Below are 23,569 nucleotides of genomic sequence, written 5' to 3'. Positions count from 1 at the left end.
GAGGCTTGGGGGAGCTGGCGGGCCGGCCTCTGGGGACTGGGACGTGCCCCGCGTTCCGTTCCGTAGGGACGATGCCTGTTATGGGGCTCATCACCGATCCGAGGAGCGGGATGAGGAAATGGGCCCTCGCACGGTAGTGCCGAAGGAGGGGCCGGGCCCCGTTCAAGGTGCTGCGTCCCGCCGCTTTGCAGCGGCGGGACGCAGTTGGTTCGCCTTCAGCAAGGCGTGGTGCTGGTGTCTGCAGACCGGGTGTTGGGGGCCGGTCAGGCGCTCGGGCAGAGGATGAGGACCTGTTCGGGAGTCAGAGCTGCGGGGATGGTGTGGACGTCGCTGATTGCGGCGTGGGCGGGGTTGTAGAGGTTGCTGCTGCTGGTGAGTTGGATGGCGCCGATGCTGAGGCGGCCGGGGGCGTGCCAAGGCGCGGTGTTGGTGGTGGCACCGGCGTATTTGCCGTTGATGTAGAGGGTCTGGGTGTGGCTGGTGGCGTCGTAGACGCCGGTGAGGTGGGTCCAGGTGTCGATGGCGGCGGCGTTGGCAGGTGCGTTGGCGGCGGGGGCGGCGTTGGCCATGGTGTCGCCGGTGGTGGTCATGAAGGTCCAGGTCTTGGTGTCCGGGCGGTACCCGAGGTCGAAGGCCTGGCGGGTCGAGCCGCCCTGTGAGACGAGGTATTGGTCGCCGGTGAGGGTGTCGATTTTGACCCAGGCGGAGACGGTGTAGCTCTGGGTGGTGTCCAGGGCCGATGAACTGCTGACGACTGCGGAGATGCCGTCGAACGCGGCAGCGCCTGGTGTGACGCCGTTGTGGTCGGCAACCCAGGTGATGCCGCCGGTGGTCGCAGCGGGGTTGAGGCCGTTGGTGTCGGCAGGGGTGCCGGCCAGGGTCCACTGGTTGGCGGCGCCGTTGATGCTTCCGGCGGTGAAGCGGGTGCCGAAGGCGGCGTGGGTGGCGTCTGCGGTCTGACCGGCCCAGACGACAATGTCGTTGCTGCTGGTGATGGCCCACAGGTCGGGGCGGCCGTCGCCGGTGATATCGCCTTCGGATCCCACCAGCGGGTAGGAGCTGGAGGGTGACGTGGCGAGAAATGTGCCGTTGCTGATACCCGTCACTCGCGGGGTGAGGGGCAGCGGGTGGTTGTGACTGTCGTACGGGGTGAAAGTGTCGGTTGTGAGCGTGTAGCCGTTGAGTTCGCCGCTGTTGCGGTTGCGGGCCCAGACTCCGGGGTGGCCTTGGGCCGCCCAGTCGCCGGGGGAAATGAGGTCCCAGCCCTTCCAGCCCGTTACGGAGAGGCGGACCGGGGTCCCTAGGGTGGCGTTGGAGATGGTGGGGTAGAACCACAGACCTGCGTCGCCGTCGGGGCTGGATTCCTCGGTGAGGATGCCGGTTCGATTGAGGTAGTGCTTGTTCGGGTCGAGGTTGGTGGTGGAGACATCGCCCAGGGCGACGATTTGCAGGGTGGTGGACCAGTCGCTGGCGTAGCCGGTGCAGTAAGTGCCGGAGGCGTCCTCGACACAGGCGGGCTTGACGAGAGGTGCCTTCTTGTCGAAGCGACCGTCGGTGTTGGTGTTGCCGGGGTTGTAGTAGAAGTTGAGGTCCGGACTACCGTCCTTGTGGACGATGAGGTCGTCGACGTTCATGGCACCGCGCAGGCTGCCGCGGTGGGTGATGCGGTAGTCCTTCCACGCGTCGCCCGGCTGGGCGATGTCGGCTGCCGTTGCGGCCAGAGAGACGGCGGGGCTGGTGGCCTGGGTGTTGCCGGGAACGGTGTGGTTGTAGAGGTTGCCGTCGGTGCCGGGGGTGAGGATGTCGGGGGAGCCGTCGCCAGTGGTGTCGCCGAAGATGGGGGCGGGGCCGTGGGGGTTCCAGGGCACGTAGAAGGCGTACGGGGTGATCTGGGAGTAGTTCCCGGCGTTGTCCTCGGCCTGGAGGTAGGCGATGTTGGTGCCCCAGTGGGTCGGGGTCACGTTCAGGGTGCTGGGGCGGGCACTGCCGCATTGCCAGGGGCCGTCAGTGAGCTGGGGGTCGAAACCCACGCGCAGACAGGCCATTCCGGAGGCGGATCCTTCGGAGGGGGCGGGGTCGACGGCGGTGAAGGGGATCTGGCCTTGGTGGCCGGGGTACAGGGTGGTGCTCTGGCCGTTGCCGGCCGGAGGGAAGACGGTGTTGGGGTCGGCTACCTGATCGCCTGACGTGGGGGTCGTGATGATCGGGGGGCTCAGGTCGATGCGGAAACGGCAGGTGCCGACGGCGGCGGAGGACAGGATGCCGTCGCTGTCGATGGCGTTCCAGCCGTAGGCGTGTCCGTCGGTGAAGTCCCCGGTGGGAACGGTGTAGGTGACGGTGTTTCCGGTGGGAACGTAGCCGGTGTAACCCTGGCCGTGGGGTGTGATTTTGTCGCCGGGGGCGGTGTCGTCCCAGAGGCTGAAGTAGCCGCGGACCGGTTGGTTGACCTCGCTGGCGACCTTCGCCGTCAACTGGATGCCGCTGGTGCCGGGGTTGCCGACGAAGGCCTGGTTGGTGGGCTCGGCGACATCCACACATGGCTGGGTGGTGCCGTTGGAGGCGTATCGCGGGGTCGGCGTGGTTTTCAGGCCGGTCGGCGGCAGGGGGTGTCGGTCGTACTGGATGGTCAGCACCGGGTCGGTGGTGAGGCGTTTGAACGCGGTGGTGTTGCCCTCGTTGCCGTGCAGGCCGAAGGTGATGTGCTGCCAGCCGGTGTTGGCCGCCTGCTGCACGGTTGAGGTGACATCGAAGGCGAACCCTACGTTGGCGGAACACCCGGAGTGGCCAGAGCCCCCGACCTGCCGGGTCTGCCCCAGTGAGGTGTCGTCCTGGTGGTTGTTCCAGGTGGTGCCCTCGCTGATCTGCGTGGACAGATACAGGGACACCGGGTAGGTGGTGGTGCAGGAGAAGGAGGACGACTCGTACTCGGCGAGATTCAGCGACGCTGAGTGGATGATGTTGCCCAGTAGGGGCGCGGTGTTGTTGAACTGGTAGTAGGCCCGCTCGATGCCCGTTTTGGTCACGTAGTCCTGCAGGCCCACACCGGGATGGGTCTCTTTGGTGACATCGTTCCCCCGCCAGTTGGACGTGGTGGGGTAGCCCTGTTGGATCCAGGTCCAGTCGAGGTTGGTGCGGTCGAACGGCAGCCAGGCGGGGTCGATGTAGACGGGATAGTGGGTGGCCGCACCGGTCAGGACGCTTTGGACCGGGGTGATGGTCACGCTGCCCGCGCCGGCGGTGGTGGGCATGACCGCAGTCTTCGCGCCCGGCCCGGGCCCGGCCGCACTGCTGCCGGGAGCAGGCTCCGCGGCGGTGGCGGTGGCGGCGTCCTGCACGGTGGCAGTCTTCGCCATCCGGGTTGTCAGCGGGCTGGCGGCCGGAGTGGCGGCTGGGGTGGAGTCCCACATGGTGGGGGCGGGGGCGGTGAAGGCCGCCTGACCGGTGGCGCTGTCCGTCGCTTGCAGGCTTCCTGCGGCATTGGCGGTGACGGTCAGCCCCGCGCCGGAGGTGCCCAGTTTCAGGTCTTTCAGCGCCGGATTGGCCGCGGCCGTGGCGGACTTGACGACGAACACGTGGCGCAGGCCGCCCTGTGTGGTGACGGTGACCTGCAGGTCCACGTCCGGCAGCACATTGGCGTAACTCGCGGTGTCCCCGGCCAGTGTTGGGGCGGGCAGCGTGAACGGCACGCTCAACGACAGGGTTCTGCCGGCCGCATTGGTCAATGTCGCCAGCGGTCCGGTGCCGCCGTGCGACAGGACCACGGGGTGGATCGCGGCCTTCGGAGTGATGGTGCCGTCCGCATTCGACCGCAAACCGGCGTCCACCGGCACCCACGCCCCGGCGACCTTCGCCCGCACCGGCGGGCCGCTCGTGGTGGTCGTGAACGTGCCATCCGGATTGACGACCGTCTGCTCGAACTCCGTGGTCATGCTGTCGATAACCACCGGCTGACCTGTCGATGCCGCCTTTACCTGCGAGGCATCGGCAGCAGCCTCATCCGGCGGCACGATCGCGGCATGCTGCGCCTCGGTCGAGTCCGGCGTGCCGTCAGCGTGAGCGGGGGCGCTCACGCTCAGCATGCCCGCGGCGAGGGCCAAGGCGACCAGCCCGGCCGCCCTTCGGTGCGGCCCTGAGCGGGCGCTCTTGGTGCGTGGACGTGCGGTGCTGCCACTCATGGACGGGTCCCCTCCCGACAACGGAGTGCCCGTGCACGTCCGTGAAATGCGCACAGTAACCACACATGCCGACAACAGGGCAAGCACAATTGACCGAATGAAACGGATCAACGATGACATGTCCAGTGTTGTGGATGTGTCTGATGTTAAAGATGAGGAAAAGAGGCGACCATGTGCTGATCAAGTGTTCGATATGGGAGCTACATTCCCCCTTCGGTGATCGCTTGTCTCGGACGGTGCGGCGCTGGGGTGTGGGGGGAGTTTCGTCGTGCGGTCATGGGGAGCGTTTTCGCGGGGCCGCCAGCGGTCGCGGCGCGGCTGGCTGGGCGCCGTCACGGTGTTGGCCACTACCGCGACGCTGCTGGGGCCGGTGTCGGCCGAGGCCGGTGCCGCGTCACCGGACTGGCACAAGCTTTGGTCTCCGCCCGGCACCGCCCTGCCGAAGACCGGCTCGGTCAAGGGAAGTGACGCTCCGCGCCCGGCTGCGGCCAAGCCGCACTACAAGGTCCCCAGGGCGTGGACAGGGCCAACTGCGGGACTGTCCCAGAACGGTGCGGCCACCGCCAACCTGAGCACCAGCCCGACCTTCGCCACCTCACAAACCACTCAGGCCGGCCACCTACCTGTGTGGCTGACCCCGATAGCCACGGCCAACAAGCCCGGTGACCGCGCCACGCCCCCCGGGACGGCGTCTCCGGCCGCTCCAAAAAACTCGGAAGTCAAGGTCACGGTCGCGGCTCCCGCCAACGCACGGGCGGCAGGCATCGCCGGGCCGCTCATCACCCTGCAGCGCGGTGACGCCAGCCCGGCCGGGCGCATAGCGGTCGGCATCGGCGCGGATCAGCTCGACGTCGCCTACGGAGCTGACGCCGCCACCCGCGCTCACCTCGTCACACTGCCCGCCTGCGCGCTGACGACACCCCAGGTCAAAGGCTGCCTGCAGCAGACCCCCGTGGTCTCCCACTACGACGTGAATACCCGGCGCCTGGTCACCGACGTGACCCTCCCCGCCGCACAGAGCCCGATCACCGCCCGCAGCACGACGGGAACCTCAGCCCCGGCACCGTTGGTCCTGGCCGCGACGGCAACCCCGTCCGGCGGAGGCGGCACCTATAAGGCATCCAGTCTGACGCCGAGCGCGGCCTGGTCGGCAGGGTCCAACAGCGGTGGCTTCGGCTATGGTTACCCCATCCCGGTGCCATCCGCCTTGGGCGGTACCGCCCCGCAGGTCGCTCTGTCGTACAACTCCTCCTCGGTCGACGGACGAACGTCCTCCACGAACGCGCAGGCATCGTGGGTCGGTGACGGCTGGGACTACAGCCCGGGATTCGTTGAGCGGTCCTACAAGGCATGTGACAAGGCGGGCATTCCGAAGTCGGGTGACAGCTGCTGGGCCGGATACAACGCCTCCTTGTCCCTGGCCGGGCACTCCAGCGAACTCGTCCATGACGACGCCACCGGGAAGTGGCGGCTGAAGAACGACGACGGCTCGAAGGTCGAATTCCTCACCGGTGCCGCGAACGGGACCGGCTCCGGCGAATACATCAAGGTCAGCGTTGCCAGCGGATCGGTGTACTACTTCGGCTTGAACCACCTGCCCGGTGGTGACAAGAGCGACCCGGCCACCAACTCGGCCTGGACCGAGCCGGTTTACTCACCCAAGGCCGGGGATCCGTGTTACGACGCGGCCAAGGGCACCGCCTCGTGGTGCCAGATGGGCTGGCGTTTCAACCTCGACTACGCCGTCGACTCACACGGCAACCTCACCACCTACACGTACACGCCCGAGACCAACTGGTACTCCCGCGGTGGCGGCCAGAACCAGGGCACCGGAACCCTCACTTCGTACACCCGCGGCGGGGTGGTCGCCTCCATCGGCTACGGCCAGCGACTTGCCGATCAGGTCACTGCCAAGGGAATTCTCAAGCCCGCGGCCAAGGTCATCTTCACCCCGGCTCCGGAGGGACGCTGCTCCACCGCTGGCGGCTTTACCTGCACGGGTGCTGTCCTATCGGCGGCCAATGCCGCGCATTGGCCGGACGTGCCCTATGACCAGAACTGCCCCAGCACCGGTACATGCACCAACTATGGGCCGACGTTCTGGTCCAACACCCGCCTGGCGTCCATCGCCACCCAGGTGCTGTCCGCAGGCGCTTACAAGCCGGTCGACGCTTTTACCCTCACCCACACCTATCCCGACCCGGCGGACGGGAACAAGCCCACGCTGTGGCTGGCGGCCATCCAACGCACCGGCCAGAGCTCCACTCCGGCCATCACCCTGCCGAAGGTCACCTTCACGCCCGTCGAACTGCCCAACCGGGTGGACGGCACCGATCTGGTCCCGGCTCCGACCGCCTTCAACCGGCCCCGCATCCAGGCAATCACCACGGAGACCGGAGAGCAGGTGGTGGTCGACTACAACCTGCCCGCCTGTTCCCGCGTGAACAAGGTCATGCCCGTCTCCGCGGACAGCGACACGATGGCCTGCTACAACGTCAAATGGTCCCCGCCCGGTTCGGCCATTGGCGCGGACCCAATCTCGGACTGGTTCAACCACTACACCGTCAAGGACATCACCGAGAGCGACCCGGTCGCTCACGCCACGGCGAAGGTCACCAACTACCAGTACGGTCCGGCTGCCTGGCACCGAAACGACAGTGAACTGACCGACCCCAAGTCGCGGACCTGGGACGACTTCCGGGGCTTTGCCACCGTCACCATCACCATCGGTTCCGGGCAGGATGGGCCCGTCTCACAGACGGCAACAAAATACCTGCAGGGCATGGACGGCGACGCCACCGCAGCAGGCGGCACCAAATCCGTGCAGGCCACGAACTCGCTCGGAGAGCAGGTCACGGACGCCGACTGGCTATCCGGACAGGTCCTGGAGAACGACACCTACGACCGTGCCGGCGGCAGTATTACCAGCTACTCGGTCACCAAGGCCACCGGTCCCTCCACCACCGGAACGCACGTCCGGGGATCTGGTCTTCCAGACCTGGTCGCGCGGTACAACGAGACCACCACCGTGGCCACCTCCAAGTCGCTCAAAGCCGACGGCACCTGGCGTACCGCGACCACGACGACCCGCACGGATCCGGCCTACGCCAATCGCACTGTCAGCGTGCTGTCCACCGCCGATGCGCAGCCTGACCAGTGCACCGTCAGCTTCTATGCCGCCAGCAGTAACCCGCTGGAGACAGGGCTGGTCTCTGAGAGCAGAAGTCTCTCCGGCAACAACGCGTGCACCGCCACAGCGACGGCTGCCAACACCGTCACCAATACGCGTACGCTCTACGACGGCCAGGCCCTCGGCCAAGCCGGAATCACGGGCGACGCCAGCTCTGTCCAGGTCCTGGACCACTACGACGGCAACGGTGCGCCGGTCTTCGTGACCACTACGACGAGCACCTACGACGCATACGGTCGCATCGCCACGGTCACCGACCCGAACACCACTGATCCTCAGCATCCCGCCGGTGCGACGACCAGCACCGTCTACACCCCGGCAGCCCCGGGCGAACTGCCCTCCACCATCAAGATCACCGCGCCGGCGCCCGGGCAGACCACTGGTTGGACGACCACCAGCACTCTCGACAACACCCGAGACGTTGCTCTGTCGAGTACCGACGCCAATGGCAAGACCACGAATCAGGCATACGACGGGCTCGGCCGCCTGACCCGCGTCTGGCAACCGGGCCGCACGACGAGCCAGGCGGCCAACCTCGTCTACACCTACGCGGTCAACGGTGTTTCCGCCCCCTCGACGGTGACCACCGACACCCTGCGCGCGGACGGCCATCAGTACAACCGGTCGGTCCAGCTACTCAATGGCTTTGGCCAGGTCCGCCAGACCCAGGACACCCCCGGTATCTCTGCCTACCACGGGCGGGTGCTTACCGACACCCTCTATGACTCCCACGGGCGGGCCATCGAGACCCGCTCCCCGTACTACGACGATACTTCCGGTCCCGCCACCACGCTGTTCCAGACCACTGACGGTCAGGTGCCGGGCCAGACCAGCACCGTCTACGACGGTCAGGGTCGTCCCACCGCCACAGTGTTCTCCTCCTACGGCGTAGAACAATCGCGGACCACTTCCGAGTACCCGGGCCTCGACCAGATCAATGTCACCCCGCCCAACGGCGCCACCGCCAACACCACCATCACCGACAGCCTGGGCCGCACCAGCCAGCTGTGGCAGTACAAGACTGCTTCCGCGACCGGACATGCCGCTGATGCGGACATCACCACCTACACCTACACACCCGCCGGCAACCCGGCGTCCCGCACCGATGCGACAGGCAAGAACACCTGGACGTACTCCTACGACCTACGTGGCCGACAAATCTCAGCCACCGACCCCGACACCGGCACCACCAAGAGCAGCTACGACACCGCCGGACGTCTGGTCACCACCACCGACGCACGCCAGCAGTCCCTCACCTCCACGTTCGACCTGATCGGCCGCACCACCGGCACCTACACCGGTATTACCGCCACTCCGGCCAACCAGCTGACCAGCGCAACCTACGACAGCATCAGCGGCGCCAAGGGCCACCCCGTCGCCTCCACCCGCTATGTAGGCGGAGCCGTGACCGGCAGCGCCTACACCAGCCAGATCAACAGCTACGACGTCGGCTACCAGCCGACGTCCACCACGGTCACCATCCCGGCAAGCGAGGACAAGCTTGCCGGCGCGTACACCTCCGAAGCGGACCACGACCCCATCACCGGCGCCCTCACCTACTCCTACGCCCCTGCCATGGGTGATGTCCCGGCCGAGAGCCTCGACTACACCTATGACGTCAACGGTGCTCTGAGCAGCTTCGGCTCCGCCAACATCACCTACGACCTGTCCACCGACTACGACGCCTTCGGCAGGGCCCTGCGCACCACGGTCAATCCATGGGGCACCCAGATCGTGGCGACCCAAAACTATGACCAGGCCACCGGCCGCCTGCTTTCGTCATGGCTCGACAAGCAGACCGCAGCCAACGGTGCCACCCAGCAGAGCACCTACGACTACAACCCCGCAGGACAGCTCACCGCCGTCCAGAACATCCCCGACAACACCCCCGCCCAGACCGACCTGCAGTGCTTCAGCTACGACTACCTCAACCGGCTGACCACCGCGTGGACCGACACCGGCGGCACCACCAGCAAGCCGCAGCCCTCGACTCCGAACGTCGGCGGCTGCAAGAACACCACCCCGACCAGCGGCGCGACCGCAGGGGCAACGACGGTCGGCGGACCCTCCCCGTACTGGACGTCCTACGGATACGACAGCACCGGCAACCGGACCGGACTCACCCAGCACGACACCGCCGGAAACACGTCCAAGGACATCACCACCACTCAGAGCTTCGCCCCCGCCGGGCAGACCAACCAGCCCACCACGGCCCCCGACACCGGAGGGGGGACGGGTGGCCCCCACGGGCTGATCTCCTCCACCAGCACCGGTCCCAGCAACCCCGGCAGCTCCGCCTACCAGTACGACGCAGCGGGAGACACCACAGCTGTCACCACCACGGCCGGCACCACTACCTTGAAATGGGACAGCGAGGGCAAACTCGCCTCTGCCACACCCACAGGCAGCGTTGGCAGCACCTATGTGTATGACGCCGGCGGCGGCCAGCTGATCCGCCGCGATCCTGGCAAGACCACCCTCAACCTCGGCGTCGACGAACTCACCCTCGACACCACCACCAAGCAGCTCCACGACACCCGCACCTACCCCCTGCCCAACGGCCTCACCGCTGTGGTCCAAGGCACCACCCTCACGTGGCAGGTCTCCGACCCGCACGGCACCGCCGAACTCGCCCTGGACGCCACCACCCTCGCCGAAACCCGCCGTCCCACCGACCCCTTCGGCAACCCCCGCGGCACCACCCCCACCGCCTGGGCCGGTGACCACGGCTTCGTCGGCGGCACCCAGGACCTCGCAACCGGCCTCACCAACCTCGGCGCCCGCGAATACCAACCCACCACCGGACGCTTCCTCAACCCCGACCCGCTACTCAACGCCGACACACCCCAGCAATGGAACGGCTACGCCTACGCAGGCAACAACCCGACCTCTAACAGCGACCCATCCGGCATGCTCTGCATGCGTGGTGACTGCAACGCCCCCGGGGCCGGACTCAACGGCGGCAATGGCCCAGCGCCGGGCGACAAGCAATACGACGCCAACGTCAGCTATTGCTCTGCTCACAACTGTGACAACCCAACGCGCCCGCCGACAAAGAACGACATCGACGCACTCAGCGGCAGCGGCGGCGGCGGCGGTGGCGGCAAGAAGAAGCACAGCGGCGCCCTGGGATGGCTCAGCGACGCCGGTGACTGGGTTGAAGACCACGCGGCCCCTATCACTGGCGTAGTCGTCGAGGTCACCACCTTTAGCGTCTGTATGGGCCTTGGAGCCGCCGCAGCACCGGAGACCGCGGGCGGAACCCTCGTCGCGGCTACCGCCGTCTGCGGCGGCATGGCGGCGGACGCTAACTACTTGACGGTGGAAGCCCTCAGCGGGAGTGATAAGAGCACAAGCGAGTCTCTGCAGGAGCAGGCCGTCGTCATTACAGGCGGGGCACTCACCGCCGGAGCTACTTCAGCAGTAACGCAAGTGGTCCTAAACAAACTGGCGTTCCGTGAGGCCGTGACACTCGGCTGCAACAGTTTCCCCGCAAACGTAGGAGTACTACTTTCCGACAATTCACGCGAGGACATAAGCGCAATAGAGATCGGTGACCGAGTCCAGGCCACGGATCCACTCACCGGCACGACGAAACCTGAAACCGTCACTGCCGTCACCGTGACTCAGGATGACAAGGATTTCACCGACCTCACCGTTGACGCCGGTGACAACGACCAGACCATCACCTCCACACAGCACCACCCATACTGGAATGCCAGCCGTAACCAGTGGGTAGACGCAGCAGACCTCCGCTTCGGTGAAACGCTCCGCCAGCCCAACGGCACGCGTCTTACTGTCAAAGCAGTCCGCAATTACCACCGTGCCATTGTTACCTACAACCTCACGGTAAATCAGCTCCACACATTCTACGTAGTCATCGGAGACTCATCTGTACTTGTACACAACTGCCCGATTGATCTAACGCCAAAATACACAAGGAGGGAGTATAAGCGCCCGACCACAGGTGTGCGCCTAGCGGCAATTGCAAAGTCTCCCACCTGTCCTTACTGCGGCGAGCGTCCCTCGGTCGAGTTCGAGCATGTTAGGCCTCAGAAAGAGGACTGGGATTCAGGCGGCTGGCTGAGCAGCAGGGATGTGAGATCTGACCGGGTGAACGATCCCAGTAACACCACGGGTGCTTGTAAGCCTTGCAATGCTAGCAAGCAAGACAAGCCTATCGGGGCCGGCCCTGGTCAATGGTGGCCGCCAGGGTGGACCCCTGGTGTAATGTGGCCCCTTGGAGGTCATCCATGACTAATAGTGAAAGCATCAGGGAATATTACGCCGACAAGTGGGGCGAGCCTGCTCGTGTAGCGGAATTCCGTAAGAGTGGATTGGTTGTCGGTCTACAAAAGTGGAAAATTGAGAGACCAGCGCAGCCAGTCCCGTTTCTGTACGCCACTGCAGGCGCCAGTGACTACGAGTTGCCCAATATGGACCCTCTGCATCGACAGGAGTTCATTGCAACATTCTCCGCAGAGTGCGACGGTGTTGCCCGTACTTTGGCCTGGTTGGGAGTGCAGGCGCACTTGACGGGTAGAGGTTTTTCCCCAGGGGATACCTATCGCGATGGAAACGGGGTTATCGAAGGCCTTGGCTTTGGAGGTTTTCTCGTCATCACGCCTCGTGGAGAATTGCCAACCTCTGTGCTGCTGGCTAACGGCAACCATGTCGAGTTCTTGTTGGCGATTCCTGCCTTCGATGACGAGTTGGCTTTTGCGTCGACCCAAGGGATGGACGAACTCATGGGTGTCATGGAGAATCACCGTGCGCCGTTGTCGGATCCGAAACGAAGGTCGGTCTTCGGCTGATGGAGGCACGAGATGCGCCCCGGTCGAATCGGCGTGAAGGCTGCTGCCCGAGCTGGGATTGGGAGGGGGCTCTAGGAGACCGGCCGGTCGCATAAGTGTGCTCGTAGACGTGCCGGCCGCGACGGCGGCAACTCGGTGGGGAACGAACCGATGTCCCCGATCCCGGTCGGCCCCGCCCCTCGAAGTGGCTCGGGCGGCGACTGCGGTGGCCGGTCCAGTAGCGACAGGTCAGGCTTCAGGCGGCCCGGGGCGAGGATCGTCTCGCTGACCGAAATCGCGTGTGGCGCGCCAGAGCGCCCCGCGCCCTCGGCGATCCCACTTATCGCGTCCATCGGCCGCTCGAACTCGAAGGACGTGGCCTCCACTCCAGAGGTGGCAAAGTGCGCAACACTCTGGGAGCCCAATACGCAGCGCTCGGCTCGGCGTGGGCGGCCGGGGACTTCGCGCACCAGGCGCCTCAGTAGTCCGTTGTGGTGCCTCGAACACCTCGCCCCGATGCCAACCAGGCGAAGTAGCGGCACGTCGTGGGCCACGCCACTCTGCGGAATCAACGAGGCCACGTGGGCGGTGTGGGTGCTGTCAGTGGGATCGGCTTGGATAGGGCTGTGTCTGTCTATGAGCTCACCAGTCAACTGCCGGAGATCTCGATCGTTCGGGATCGCTCCCGCGCCATGGCCGTCCTCGACGCCATCATGAGTCCGGACTGGGAGTCCAGGTACTACTCTTTCGACTCCCAGTGGTCGCCGACCGAGGAGATGGCCTCGATGCGTGACGGGTGTGGCAATGACTACGCGATCCTCTTTTCGCGAGCGGGTGCGTACGCCCGCGGCTTCGATCACGAGTCGCCGATGAGCCCGTATCGGGTCACGCCTCCGGTTCCGTGGCCGGGCCTGTTCGACGGAGTGCCGGAGGTGTTTCTTCATCACCTCTCGGAGCCCGCGTTCAGGGAACAGGACGGGACACCTCGGGCGACCGTGTGCTTCTGGCGTGAACAGACAGACTCCGAGTGGAGGACTGGGACCAGCGAGGCTCTACCGGCGGGTGTGGAGGACGGCGACAGTGCGGAGTGGCTGTTCGACGTTCTGCTGGATGGCCGCCCGGAGGCATATCAGCAGTTCGCGCAGGAGTACTACGAGGTCCCGGTGGATATCGGGGCCATCCGTTACGTCTATGCGCTGCAGCGTCTTACCCAGAGCGTTGTATCTGCGCTGAACCCGGACGTCGACCTCGCTCACCTTGCCGCGGATCTGACGAAGATGGGCTATCCCACTGCAGGGTCAGAAACTGGTCACCGGACAACGTGATCACGGAATGTGCTCTTCCTTCACCGCAACTACAGGCAGTTGCTTTACGGCAACCGGACGCGCGATAGGGCAGAGCCGTGCCTGAAGTGCCGGGAGCTGGTGGGCCGGTCGTAGCTCCCGCAGATGGCTTCGTCGCCCTTCTAAGGGTTGTCCCGCAAAGATCTTGAAGTCGCCTCGGGCATGTTGGCCGCCTTGCGGCCCGCTTGCCTATCCGGCGAGGGTGAGGTTGTGCATCCGGGCGATGCCGAGCATGGCGTGGTGGACGCCGTCGCCTTTGAGGCGGCAGTCGCGGAGAATCTTCCACGTCTTCATGCGGGCGAAGACGTGCTCGACGCGGGCTCGGACCTGCTTGTGGGACTTGTTGTGTTCCTCTTTCCAGTCCGAGAGGTCACTCTGGCCGCGCTGTCGGCGGTGCGGGATGACGAGTCCGGTGCCCGGGTAGCCGCCGTCGGCGATCGTCGTGGTTTTGCCGACGGCGGCCTTGGCACCGGATTCCTCCCCACGCCTTGCAGTCGTTGCGGTTCCCGGCGAGCGGCCGACCGACCACGACGACCAGGCGGGTGTCGGCGTCGATGACGACCTGGTGGTTGGTGGAGTACCGGTAGTTTTTCGACCGCTCGGCGACGGTGTGGTCCCGGGTGGGGACCAGGGTGCCGTCCACGATGAGCACGGTGTCCTTGGCGAACCGCTTGCGGGGCTGCAGTGCGAGCAGGGGGCCGAGGTGGCTGATGACTCGGCCAGCCGTCGACTTCGAGACGCCGAACAGCGGAGCGAGTTGCCGCAACGTCAGATTGGTGCGCCAGTAGGCCGTGACCAGCAACACCCGGTCCTCCAACGGCAGACTCCATGGCCGGCCTCGGTGGACCACATCTGCTCCATCGCGCCGCAGCGTGGTCAGCAGTTTGCCGAAGCAGCGCGGGGTCAGCCCCGCGAACGGGGTTATCCAGGACGGCTCCGACGCCGTGATCACACTCGCCACATCATGATCATCACTCAGGCTGGCCCAATGCCGAGGCAATCCCACAGTTACGCTGATCGGGGCAGTCCACAGTGCGCAAGACCGGGGGAAACCGTGAACCGACCACTGCTGTTCCTCGACGTGGACGGGCCGCTCAACCCTTACGCGGCCAAGCCGGAGAGGCGTCCCGACGGCTACACCACACTCAGAGTCCCCCGGAACGACGCGAATCGGGACGACAGAGGCCTCTCGTCCCGACGGCCCCTGCGAGTCTGGCTTAACCCAGAGCACGGACGAATCCTGCTCCAGCTCGGCTTCGAGCTGTGCTGGGCCACCACATGGATGGACGACGCCAACCGGTGGATCGCACCTGTCCTGGGCCTTCCAGAACTTCCCTTCGTGGACTTCGGTGACGTCCTACTCCGAGAACGCCCTGATGGAGTCCACTGGAAGACCGGGCCGCTGGTGGACTACGCAGGCGGCCGTCCTTTCGCCTGGGTGGACGACGAGCAGAGCGAGCTGGATCAGACCTACCTGAGAGCCCACCACCAAGGTGCCGGGCTCCTGCACCACGTCAACCCGCGAATCGGCCTACGGGAGAACGACTTCCACACGCTCGCCGACTTCGCCCGGTCCCTGGACACCTCACGAACCACCGGCTGAGCACCTCGCCAGCTCTTCCGGATGCTCCGCACTCGGAGCCAAGATCTTTGCGGGACAGCCCTTAGGTACCACGTTTTATGCGGATGGATCACGTGCCGCCACGGGCAACGGGTAATTAATACAGCTGACTCGAGCCAAGGGGTATCCAGGCGGATTCTACATCTCAACTCTGTATCCGAAGCGAGGAACGATGGAAAGATTTACTAGTTTCGACTTCGGTCTATCCGGTCTGGCTGGTCTATTTCACCAAGATTGGACTCACCTGGGTAATGTTGAAGAAGTGGTCCTGTCCTATCTTTCTGTAGGCGAAGAATCATTTGCCGACGAGGCGCAGCAGAAGGAATCCACTGGGCTGGCGAGCGACGTTGTCGTATTGGCGGACTCGATATTGGCCGGTGGGCAGATCGAGATGCTGTTCTCGATGGCCTCTGGGGGGAACTACCCCTTCCGAAATGGCGAGACGGGGCGCGTGCTACTTGAGCGTATCCAAGGTGCTTTTCGATATTGGCAGCAAATGTACGGGGGTGCGCCTGTTGAGGCTGACCCGAAATGGAGTTCTCCGGGTATCCTGACAGAGGTGCGCAGCGTTATTAACCACACGCCCCTAAATCTCCCTGAAGAATGCCGCGTCTATTTCGATTCTGATGCCCAAAAGCTACGCGATGTGCTCGACTCTTGCGCTCGCCACGCTTCGCCCGAGCTAGCCTTTCGGATTCTGCTGAGGATTCATCTCTCGAATTTCATTCCAGTCGAACAGTCTTCTTGGTCAAGATACAAGATTATTGCTGCTGAATTGTCGCTTGGAGAGGAGCTGGTGTCGGCGGTTGAATTCCTGGCCCATTGATACCGGATGGCGAGCGGGTGGACCGGCTGCGGATGTGGGCCGTTGACGGCACCTGGGAGCGGGTCTTCACCGCCCTGGTCGCCCAGGCCGACGCCGACGAGGACCTCAACTGGGCCGTTTCGGTGGACTGCACCATCGTGCGGGCCCACCAGCACGCGGCCGGGGCCCGCGGGAGGGGTCCCCGGCCGGCGAGCCGGACGACCATGCCATCGGCCGCTCCCGCGGCGGACTGACCACGAAGATCCACCTCGCCGCCGACGGCTACTGCCGGCCTCTGTCGTTCGTTCTCACCGCCGGACAGGCCGGTGACGCACCCGCCTTCACCGACGTCATGGCCCGCTTGCGCGTTCCCCGAAGGCAAGGACGGCCCCGCACCAGGCCGGATGTGGTCCGGGCCGACAAGGCGTACTCATCGCGCGCGATCCGCGAGCACCTGCGCAAGCGCGGCATCCCCGCAGCGATTCCCGTCCCCCCGACCAGCGCGCACACCGACTGCGTCGCGGCAGCCGCGGCGGCAGGCCACCGGCCTTCGACCGGGAGACCTACAAACAGCGCAACACCGTTGAGCGCTGCATCAACCGCCTGAAGCAGTGGCGCGGCCTCGCCAGCCGCTACGAGAAGACTGCCACCATCTACCTGGCCGGACTCCACATCGCAGGCATCTTCCTCTGGTCCGCCCGATGATCCAAACGAAACCGCCTAGCGCTGCACTCTCTCAGCCGCCCAGTGCCGCGCATCGAGGAGGTCGTGTGGCGCTGGATCAGAGAGGTGCCCAGGCGAGCGGGCTGTGCGGTTCGGCCCTGACGTCCTCGGCTGGGGCCACCGCAGCGCATACCCAGCCGTGCGTCTGGTGCGCTAAGGCTGGGGGCGTTTTGAAATCCAGGGGTGCCCGTTTTGAGCATCTTGGCGCTAAAGCGCTGACCTGGGCCTCGAGAGTTTCCGACAGATCCTACTGGGGCGGGGTGAGGACAGGTTAGCGGATTCGGGGTGCTCGGCGCTGGCGGGTCCCGTGGTCGCGGTGTCGGGCGGCCGGGTTACTCGGGGGTGGGGTCGGTCGTCGGGTCCGGGGTGGCCGCGTCGAGGGTGGCGGTCAGGTGGTGGAGGCGGGTGCGCAGGTCGGTCAGGTCGGTGAGGGTGAGGCCGGTGGCCGTCGCGATCTGTTCCGGGACCCGCTGGGCGCGCTCGCGCAGGGCGTCGCCCGCGGTGGTGAGGCGGACGGTGACCGAGCGCTCGTCGAGGGCGCTGCGCTCGCGCTGGACGAGGCCGGCGGTCTCCAGGCGCTTCAGGAGCGGGGAGAGGGTGCCGGAGTCGAGGCGCAGATGCTCGCCGATCTTCTTGACGGGGAGCTCGCCGTGTTCCCACAGGACCAGCATCACCAGGTACTGGGGGTAGGTCAGGGCGAGGTCGCGCAGCGCCGTCCGGTAGAGGCTGCCGAACGCTCTGGACGCCGCGTGCAGCGCGAAGCAGATCTGGTTGTCCAGTCGCAGGTATTCCGCGGGTGCCGTTTCGGTCGTCCTCATGTAACAAGCGTACCCTTTAGTTGTGCACAATTCAGTTGTGTGCTCTAGTAGTGCCGAGGGCGGCCCGGGGCAACCGGGCCGTGAAGTGTGGAGAGGGATGGTTCCGATGAGTGCGCTGTACACCGCTGTGGCCACGGCCAATGGACGCGACGGCCGGGCCGTGAGCTCGGACGGGCAGCTGGACCTGCAGCTGGCCATGCCGCCGGCGCTGGGCGGGAGCGGCAAGGGCACCAACCCCGAGCAGCTCTTCGCGGCGGGCTACGCGGCGTGCTTCTCCAGCGCGCTCGGGCTGGTGGGGCGTGAGGCGAAGGTCGACACCAAGGACATCTCGGTGACCGCTGAGGTCGGCATAGGCGCCGACGCCGCGAACGGCGGCTTCGAGCTCGCCGTCACGCTGCGCGTGGAGCTGCCCGCGGAGCTGGAGGGCGAGATCGGCCGCAAGCTCGTCGAGCAGGCGCACGGTGTGTGCCCCTACTCGAAGGCGACCCGCGGGAACATCACCGTCGAGATCGTCGTGGAGTAGTCAGCGGTTGCAGGACCGAGCGGTTCCCCCGGACCCGCTCCTGGATTCCCGACAAGGCGCCGATCGGCCCTGGCTCACCGCAGCCAGGGCAGGTCGGCGCCTTCCGGCTGCAGGCCCTCGGCGATGATGCGGGAGATCTCGCCGAGCTGCTGGACCTGCTCCGGGGTGAGCCGGTCGAAGATCGCCGAGCGGACGGCCGTGACGTGTCCGGGCGCGGTCCGCACCAGAACCTCGTACCCTTCGTCGGTGAGCACCGCCATCTGACCGCGGCGGTCGGAGGGGCAGTCCTCGCGGGCGATCCAGCCGTTCTTCTCCAGCCGGGTGACGGCGTGCGAGAGCCGGGAGCGGGTGATCTTCGTCTGCTGCGCCAGCTCGGTCATCCGCATCCGGCGGGTGGGGGCGTCGGAGAGCGTGGTCAGCAGCGCGTAGTACATGTGCGGCATGCCGGCGTCGCGCTGCAGCTGCCGGTCGAGGTGGTCCTCCAGGAGCGTCGTGGCGTGCACGTACGCGCGCCAGGAGGCCTGCTCTTCTTCGGTCAGCCATTTCATGCTGTCCATCCTACGTCCACTTCTTGAAGATTCAATGAAAGGGTTCCATCGGGCTTGCGACCGGCCGTTCCGTGCCTGGTCGCGGACGTTGATCCGGAATGTGCCGCAGGTCACACGCGGGACCCGAAATATCCGGGGACCATCTCCCCGTTTAGTCTGGTGTCAGAGCGAAGCGGGGAGTGATTCCCCGCTTCAGATCCCACTTTCGCCAGAAGGAGTGTCCGGTGGTCGGCAGCGCCGTGAAATCGCGAGCCCCCCGGTTGCGGGCAGATGCCTCGCGCAACCGGGAGCGGATCGTCGCCGCCGCGCGCGAAGCCTTCGTCGAGCACGGGGCCGAGGTCCCGCTGGACGAGGTCGCGCGTCGCGCCGGAGTCGGCAACGCCACGCTCTACCGGCACTTCGCGGACCGGGCCGAACTCGTCCGGGAGGTGGTCCTGTCGGTGATGGCGCGGATCACCGAGCGGACCGAGGCGGCGGCCGCCCAGGAGCCCGACGCCTTCGAGGCACTGCGGCGCTTCGTCTTCGAATCGGCGGAGGACCGGGTCGGCGCCCTGTGTCCGATGCTCTCCGAGGCCTTCGACGGGAACGATCCGGCGATCTTCGCCGCTCGCGACCGGCTGAATCGCTCGATCGAGGACATAATGGACAGAGCGCGAACCTCTGGCCAACTCCGCACCGACATCGCCGTCGGTGACCTGATGGTCGCGATCACGCAGCTCACGCGACCGCTGCCCGGTAAGGCGTGCATGGACATGGACCGGTTCGTGCACCGTCACCTGCAGATCTTCCTCGATGGGCTGCGCGCCCCGGCACGATCGGCGCTACCGGGCGCCGCCGTGACGTTGGAGGACCTGCAGCAGCAGCGCTGACGAATTCCCACAAACGTCCCCATTTCCTGCCCCTCCGCACCCTTAGTGAGTACAGCTATGCCTGCTATGCCCGACAAGACACTGCAGCCGGATCCCCGGCGCTGGAAAGCACTCATATTCATCGCGATCGCTCAGCTGATGGTCGTGCTCGACGCGACCATCGTGAACATCGCCCTTCCGTCCGCCCAGACGGACCTCGGCATCTCCGACGCCAACAAGCAGTGGGTCATCACGGCCTACAGCCTCGCCTTCGGCGGACTGCTGCTCTTCGGTGGCCGGATCTCCGACCTGTTCGGCCGTAAGAACGCCTTCATCGTCGGTCTGCTCGGCTTCGCCGCCGCCTCCGCGATCGGTGGCGCGGCCGTCAACACCGGCATGCTGCTCGGCGCCCGCGCCCTGCAGGGTGCGTTCGGCGCACTGCTCGCGCCGGCCGCCCTGTCGCTGCTCGCGGTGCTGTTCACCGACGCCAAGGAACGTGCCAAGGCGTTCGGCGTCTACGGTGCCATCGCCGGTGCCGGTGCCGCTGTCGGCCTGATCCTCGGCGGTATCCTCACCGAGTTCCTGAACTGGCGCTGGACGCTCTTCGTCAACATCGCCTTCGCGGTCATCGCCGCCATCGGCGCCTACCTGGTGGTGCACGAGCCGGCCGGTTCGCGTAACCCGAACCGCCTCGACATCCCCGGCGTGATCCTTTCCACCCTGGGTCTGGTCTCCCTGGTCTACGGCTTCACCGTCGCGGCCGAGGACGGCTGGAGCTCCACCAAGACGATCTCCCTGCTGATCGCGTCCGTCGTGCTGCTCGCGGCGTTCGTGTTCTACGAGAGCCGGGCCAAGGCACCACTGCTCCCGCTGCGCGTCATCTCCGACCGCAACCGTGGCGGCGTCTACCTGTCGCTCGGTATCGCGATCATCGGCATGTTCGGTCTGTTCCTGTTCCTGACGTTCTACCTGCAGAACATCCTGGGCTACTCGGCGATGAAGTCCGGGTTCGCGTTCCTGCCCATGGTCGCGGGCATGATCGTCGGCTCCACGCAGATCGGCGCCCGGCTCATGCTCCGTGTGCCGCCGCGCCTGCTGATGGCACCGGGCTTCCTGGTCGCCTCGGTCGGCATGCTGATCCTCACCCAGATCAAGCCCGAAGCGAACTACGTGGGCATCGTTCTGCCCGGCCTGGTCCTGATGGGTCTCGGCATGGGTTCCGCCTTCATGCCGGCCATGAGCCTGGCGACGCACGGCGTCCAGCCGCGCGACTCCGGAATCGCTTCCGCGATGGTCAACACCTCGCAGCAGGTCGGTGGCTCCATCGGCACCGCGCTGCTGAACACCATCGCGGCCAGCGCCACCACCACATGGATCGCGGCCAACGCGGCGACCGCCGGCAAGGTCGGCAAGGTGGAGTTCGGTCACCAGGCGGCCGTGCACGGCTTCTCCGTCGCGATCTGGTGGGCCTTCGGCGCGCTGGTGCTCGCGGCCCTCATCGCCGCGACGTTCATCAACACGGGCGTCCCCGGCAGCGAGGTCTCGGACCAGAGCCTCGAGGACGAGATGGCCGAGGGCCTGCCGATCCCGGTCATCGTTCACTGATCAGGATCCACTCGTAGTAAGTAGTGGTCAGTAGTACGCGGCAAGTCAGTACGCAGTAAGTCAGTACGCGGAACCAGGAAGGGCCCCGTCGCCGGAAATCCGGCGGCGGGGCCCTTCCTGTGTCGGCCGTTCAGTTCGGTTCAGGTCAGGTCAGACCCCCGCCGGGAAGGCGTAGCTGGACGGCACCTCCGTGCCGGGCTTGCCGTAGACGATGGCGATCTCCGCGTGCGCGGTGAGCTTGATGGCGGCCGGATCGCCGCTCTGCTCCTTGCCGTTGACGTAGACGTGCAGCTCCTTGCCGCCGCCGGTCTTCAGGGGGCCGAGCCGGTCCTTGGTGAGCTGCACGTTCCACTCGGTCATGAACTGGCCGAGGGTGAAGTCCGCCTGCACCGGCGACTCGATGTGGACGATTCCGGTGGTGTCGTGCGTGTGCAGCGGGCTGATCTTCTGCTGCTCCAGGTCGATGCCGATGTCGGCGGGCACCACCAGGGACCGGCCGTTGACCAGGACGTCCACGTGGCTGTGGATGTGCAGCACCTGGCCCTCGGCGCCCAGCATCGGCAGCCCCGCCACCTTGGCGCGGGCGGAGGCGTCGGTGGGCGCGGGCCAGGGGGCGCCGCCGGTGACGGGAACCGGAGCGGGAGCGGTGGCGCTGGTGGTGGCCGGGGCGGAAGCGGGAGAGGTGGGCTTCGTGCCGCCGTCCCCGGAACCGCAGGCGGCCAGGGTGACGGTGCCGGCCAGGACGGCCGATCCGATCAGGAGGCGGCGTACGAGCATGGTGAGTGGCTTCCGTTCAGCTGATCGGGCGCGAGCGCTTGGCGCCGTCGAGCGTAGACGAAGGCGGGGGCGCCCGGAGCGGACTCCGGACACCCCCGCCACGCCCGCGCTCCAGGCCCGGACACCGGTTCCGACACCGGTTCCGACACCGGTTCGGACGTCCCTGCCGGACCCGCGCTACAGAGCGGGCTCGATCAGCTCGGTCGCTCGGACGGCTGCCACCAGGGCGTCCGTACTGCCGGTGGCCGCGGCCACGTCGACCGCGGTGTCGGCGAACTTCACCGTGTGCTCGTCACCGTGCCGGGCCGCCCGCGCGAAGAGCTCCTCGGAGGCCTCGGCCACGGATCCGGCCGGCGGCTTCGGCAGTTCGGCGGCGGGGGTGGGCGCGGCCGGCGAGTAGAGCGCGGTCACGGCCGCGCTCGCCGCCCAGGCCGCGCCCAGGCTCGGCACCCACAGCTCGGACGGCAGTGCGGGGAGGGTGCGCAGCACGGCGTTGGGCGCCGTCGCGGAGTGCACCAGCATGACCGGGCTCTGGTGGCCGTAGGCCGCGTAGCGGTACGTGGCCGCCCTGACCAGCTCGGCGAGCAGGTCCCGGGCCTCGTCCGGGGTGGCGGGCGCGCGGAGCGCCGCGCTGGCCGCCGTCCAGCCGGGGGTGCCGGCCAGCAGGGCGATGCCTTCGCGGTACCCCGACCCCTGGCCGGCTATCGGCGGGACGCCGTCCAGGGCCTCGGCCGGGCCGGCCGGGCCGGACAGCGGCGCGAGGCCGGGCGTCGGGAGGCTGCGGGCCGCCCAGTAACCGAGCCCGTGGGCGAGTTCGGCGAGCCGGGGTCCGTCGGTCGCGATCGGGACCGGGCGCCCGGCCTTCCCCTCCACGCTGTCCGCCTCATCGGCGAGCAGGGTGCGGACGGCATGGCCGACGCGGATCACCGGGTGGGTGGCGCCGGCGGCGATCCCGGGGAGCAGCCGGGGCCACCACTGCGCCAGCACGTCACGCCACGGGCGCTCGCCGGTCTCGCGGACGAAGTACTCCGTCCAGTCGGCGGTCCTGCGCGGATCGCCGAGCGCCTCCTGCCAGCCGCCGGCGGTGATCGGCTCGGTGGGGCGCGGCGGATCCTCCAGTTTGGAGCGGTAGTAGTCCAGCCAGTGGTGGACGTCGGCGGCGTGGCCGCCCCGGACCAGGGCCTCGACGGCCATCGGGCCGTGGTTCGTCAGCCAGCCGTGGAATTCCGGGCCGGTGGAGTGCAGCCGCTGGAGGGCCTCGTCGAGTACGCCGGTCGTGTCGGTGGTGCGCCTGGGTTCCATGGGGCCGACCGTAGGCCGGGGGTGTGGTGGGGCGTAACGGGCTGAGGACCTAGGTCCCGGGGACGAGGGACGAGGGACAAGGGCCGTTCGGGGCTTCTTCGCCTGTTTGGGCAACCAATAAGCGGTACGGGCCGTCTTGTGGGTAGGAGAGCAGCCACGGGCGACGAAGCCCGGGGCACGGGACCCGACAGCGGACCCGACAGCGGACAGTGACCGTGGATTCCGGTGCCGGATGCCGGTGACGGTGCCGGATGCCGGTCGCCTGTCACCGGCCGCGGATGTGAGCGGCGTCTCACGGGCACGGCGGCCGTGGAGGTCCCTGAGGGCCTCGGGTCGCCCCGCGACCGGCCCTGACCTGGGCTTCCCGACCACCCGCACCGCTTCGCCTCCCCGTGTGGCGGCACAGGGTACTGCAAGATCGCGAAAATCAGTGATCGACATGGGAATTGTGTCCGGATTCCAGTCGTTATCCAGATCAGAGCGGGCAGCCGAGAGGCA

General features: G+C 66.8%; 13 protein-coding genes and 2 pseudogenes. 9 read left to right on the top strand and 6 right to left on the bottom strand.

Annotated features, from left to right (window positions below; genetic code table 11):
• Positions 1-263: 263 nt before the first annotated feature.
• On the bottom strand, positions 264-3,929 hold the full coding sequence (locus tag LNW72_RS17735; RefSeq protein WP_250976316.1) for a LamG-like jellyroll fold domain-containing protein: 3,666 nt from the start codon (positions 3,927-3,929) through the stop codon (positions 264-266).
• A gap of 586 nt (positions 3,930-4,515) precedes the next feature.
• On the opposite strand from LNW72_RS17735, the gene LNW72_RS17730 reads away from it, so the two are divergent.
• From LNW72_RS17730 to LNW72_RS17720, 3 genes are all read left to right on the top strand, one after another.
• A complete protein-coding gene (locus tag LNW72_RS17730; protein WP_250976315.1) occupies positions 4,516-11,622 on the top strand; it encodes a polymorphic toxin-type HINT domain-containing protein in 7,107 nt (2,368 codons plus the stop codon).
• Complete coding sequence (locus LNW72_RS17725) at positions 11,619-12,179, top strand: suppressor of fused domain protein (protein ID WP_250976314.1); 561 nt, start codon at positions 11,619-11,621, stop codon at positions 12,177-12,179. Before LNW72_RS17730 ends, LNW72_RS17725 begins: the two co-directional genes overlap by 4 nt.
• Before the next feature lie 605 nt (positions 12,180-12,784).
• Positions 12,785-13,483: a hypothetical protein gene (locus LNW72_RS17720; protein ID WP_250976313.1), complete on the top strand. Its 699-nt coding sequence runs from the start codon at positions 12,785-12,787 to the stop codon at positions 13,481-13,483.
• A gap of 207 nt (positions 13,484-13,690) precedes the next feature.
• Here LNW72_RS17720 and LNW72_RS17715 read toward each other — a convergent pair.
• Positions 13,691-14,462, bottom strand: a pseudogene (locus LNW72_RS17715) (transposase).
• A 93-nt stretch (positions 14,463-14,555) separates the two neighbouring features.
• On the opposite strand from LNW72_RS17715, the gene LNW72_RS17710 reads away from it, so the two are divergent.
• The 3 genes and pseudogenes from LNW72_RS17710 to LNW72_RS17695 all read left to right on the top strand — a co-directional run.
• A complete protein-coding gene (locus tag LNW72_RS17710) occupies positions 14,556-15,104 on the top strand; it encodes a hypothetical protein (protein WP_250976312.1) in 549 nt (182 codons plus the stop codon).
• Positions 15,105-15,294: 190 nt separating this feature from the next.
• A complete protein-coding gene (locus tag LNW72_RS17705) occupies positions 15,295-15,948 on the top strand; it encodes a hypothetical protein (RefSeq protein WP_250976311.1) in 654 nt (217 codons plus the stop codon).
• 23 nt (positions 15,949-15,971) lie between these two features.
• Positions 15,972-16,632: pseudogene (locus LNW72_RS17695) on the top strand (IS5 family transposase); the annotation flags it as partial.
• Between the two features lie 350 nt (positions 16,633-16,982).
• Here LNW72_RS17695 and LNW72_RS17690 read toward each other — a convergent pair.
• Positions 16,983-17,468, bottom strand: a complete 486-nt coding sequence (locus tag LNW72_RS17690) for a MarR family transcriptional regulator (RefSeq protein WP_250976309.1) — start codon at positions 17,466-17,468, stop codon at positions 16,983-16,985.
• A 106-nt stretch (positions 17,469-17,574) separates the two neighbouring features.
• Here LNW72_RS17690 and LNW72_RS17685 point away from each other — a divergent pair, with 106 nt between their 5' ends.
• Entirely contained in the window at positions 17,575-17,991 is a 417-nt protein-coding gene (locus LNW72_RS17685) for an organic hydroperoxide resistance protein (RefSeq protein WP_285369606.1), read from the top strand.
• A 74-nt stretch (positions 17,992-18,065) separates the two neighbouring features.
• Here LNW72_RS17685 and LNW72_RS17680 read toward each other — a convergent pair whose 3' ends face one another.
• Positions 18,066-18,548: a MarR family transcriptional regulator gene (locus LNW72_RS17680; protein WP_250976307.1), complete on the bottom strand. Its 483-nt coding sequence runs from the start codon at positions 18,546-18,548 to the stop codon at positions 18,066-18,068.
• Between the two features lie 215 nt (positions 18,549-18,763).
• Here LNW72_RS17680 and LNW72_RS17675 point away from each other — a divergent pair, with 215 nt between their 5' ends.
• A complete protein-coding gene (locus LNW72_RS17675) occupies positions 18,764-19,408 on the top strand; it encodes a TetR/AcrR family transcriptional regulator (RefSeq protein WP_250976306.1) in 645 nt (214 codons plus the stop codon).
• A 57-nt stretch (positions 19,409-19,465) separates the two neighbouring features.
• Complete coding sequence (locus LNW72_RS17670; RefSeq protein WP_250976305.1) at positions 19,466-20,992, top strand: MFS transporter; 1,527 nt, start codon at positions 19,466-19,468, stop codon at positions 20,990-20,992.
• Between the two features lie 150 nt (positions 20,993-21,142).
• Here LNW72_RS17670 and LNW72_RS17665 read toward each other — a convergent pair whose 3' ends face one another.
• Positions 21,143-21,769, bottom strand: coding sequence for a hypothetical protein (locus tag LNW72_RS17665; protein ID WP_250980492.1), 627 nt, complete (start codon positions 21,767-21,769; stop codon positions 21,143-21,145).
• A 177-nt stretch (positions 21,770-21,946) separates the two neighbouring features.
• Positions 21,947-23,071, bottom strand: a complete 1,125-nt coding sequence (locus LNW72_RS17660) for a questin oxidase family protein (RefSeq protein ID WP_250976304.1) — start codon at positions 23,069-23,071, stop codon at positions 21,947-21,949.
• Between the last annotated feature and the right edge of the window lie 498 nt (positions 23,072-23,569).

The sequence above is a fragment of the Streptomyces sp. RKAG293 genome (genome assembly GCF_023701745.1).
Classification (GTDB): domain Bacteria; phylum Actinomycetota; class Actinomycetes; order Streptomycetales; family Streptomycetaceae; genus Actinacidiphila.
The sequence above is the reverse complement of the archived record's forward strand: the minus strand, read 5'-3'. Positions and strand labels throughout refer to the sequence as shown.

What these genes read in the sequence shown, in the direction of transcription:
- LNW72_RS17705 (WP_250976311.1), top strand. Translation starts at nt 15,295, where the DNA reads ATGGAAAGATTTACTAGTTTCGACTTCGGTCTATCCGGTCTGGCTGGT.
- LNW72_RS17685 (WP_285369606.1), top strand. Translation starts at nt 17,575, where the DNA reads ATGAGTGCGCTGTACACCGCTGTGGCCACGGCCAATGGACGCGACGGC.
- LNW72_RS17670 (WP_250976305.1), top strand. Translation starts at nt 19,466, where the DNA reads ATGCCTGCTATGCCCGACAAGACACTGCAGCCGGATCCCCGGCGCTGG.
- LNW72_RS17690 (WP_250976309.1), bottom strand. Translation starts at nt 17,468, where the DNA reads ATGAGGACGACCGAAACGGCACCCGCGGAATACCTGCGACTGGACAAC.
- LNW72_RS17725 (WP_250976314.1), top strand. Translation starts at nt 11,619, where the DNA reads ATGACTAATAGTGAAAGCATCAGGGAATATTACGCCGACAAGTGGGGC.
- LNW72_RS17665 (WP_250980492.1), bottom strand. Translation starts at nt 21,769, where the DNA reads ATGCTCGTACGCCGCCTCCTGATCGGATCGGCCGTCCTGGCCGGCACC.
- LNW72_RS17735 (WP_250976316.1), bottom strand. Translation starts at nt 3,929, where the DNA reads ATGACCACGGAGTTCGAGCAGACGGTCGTCAATCCGGATGGCACGTTC.
- LNW72_RS17660 (WP_250976304.1), bottom strand. Translation starts at nt 23,071, where the DNA reads ATGGAACCCAGGCGCACCACCGACACGACCGGCGTACTCGACGAGGCC.
- LNW72_RS17680 (WP_250976307.1), bottom strand. Translation starts at nt 18,548, where the DNA reads ATGGACAGCATGAAATGGCTGACCGAAGAAGAGCAGGCCTCCTGGCGC.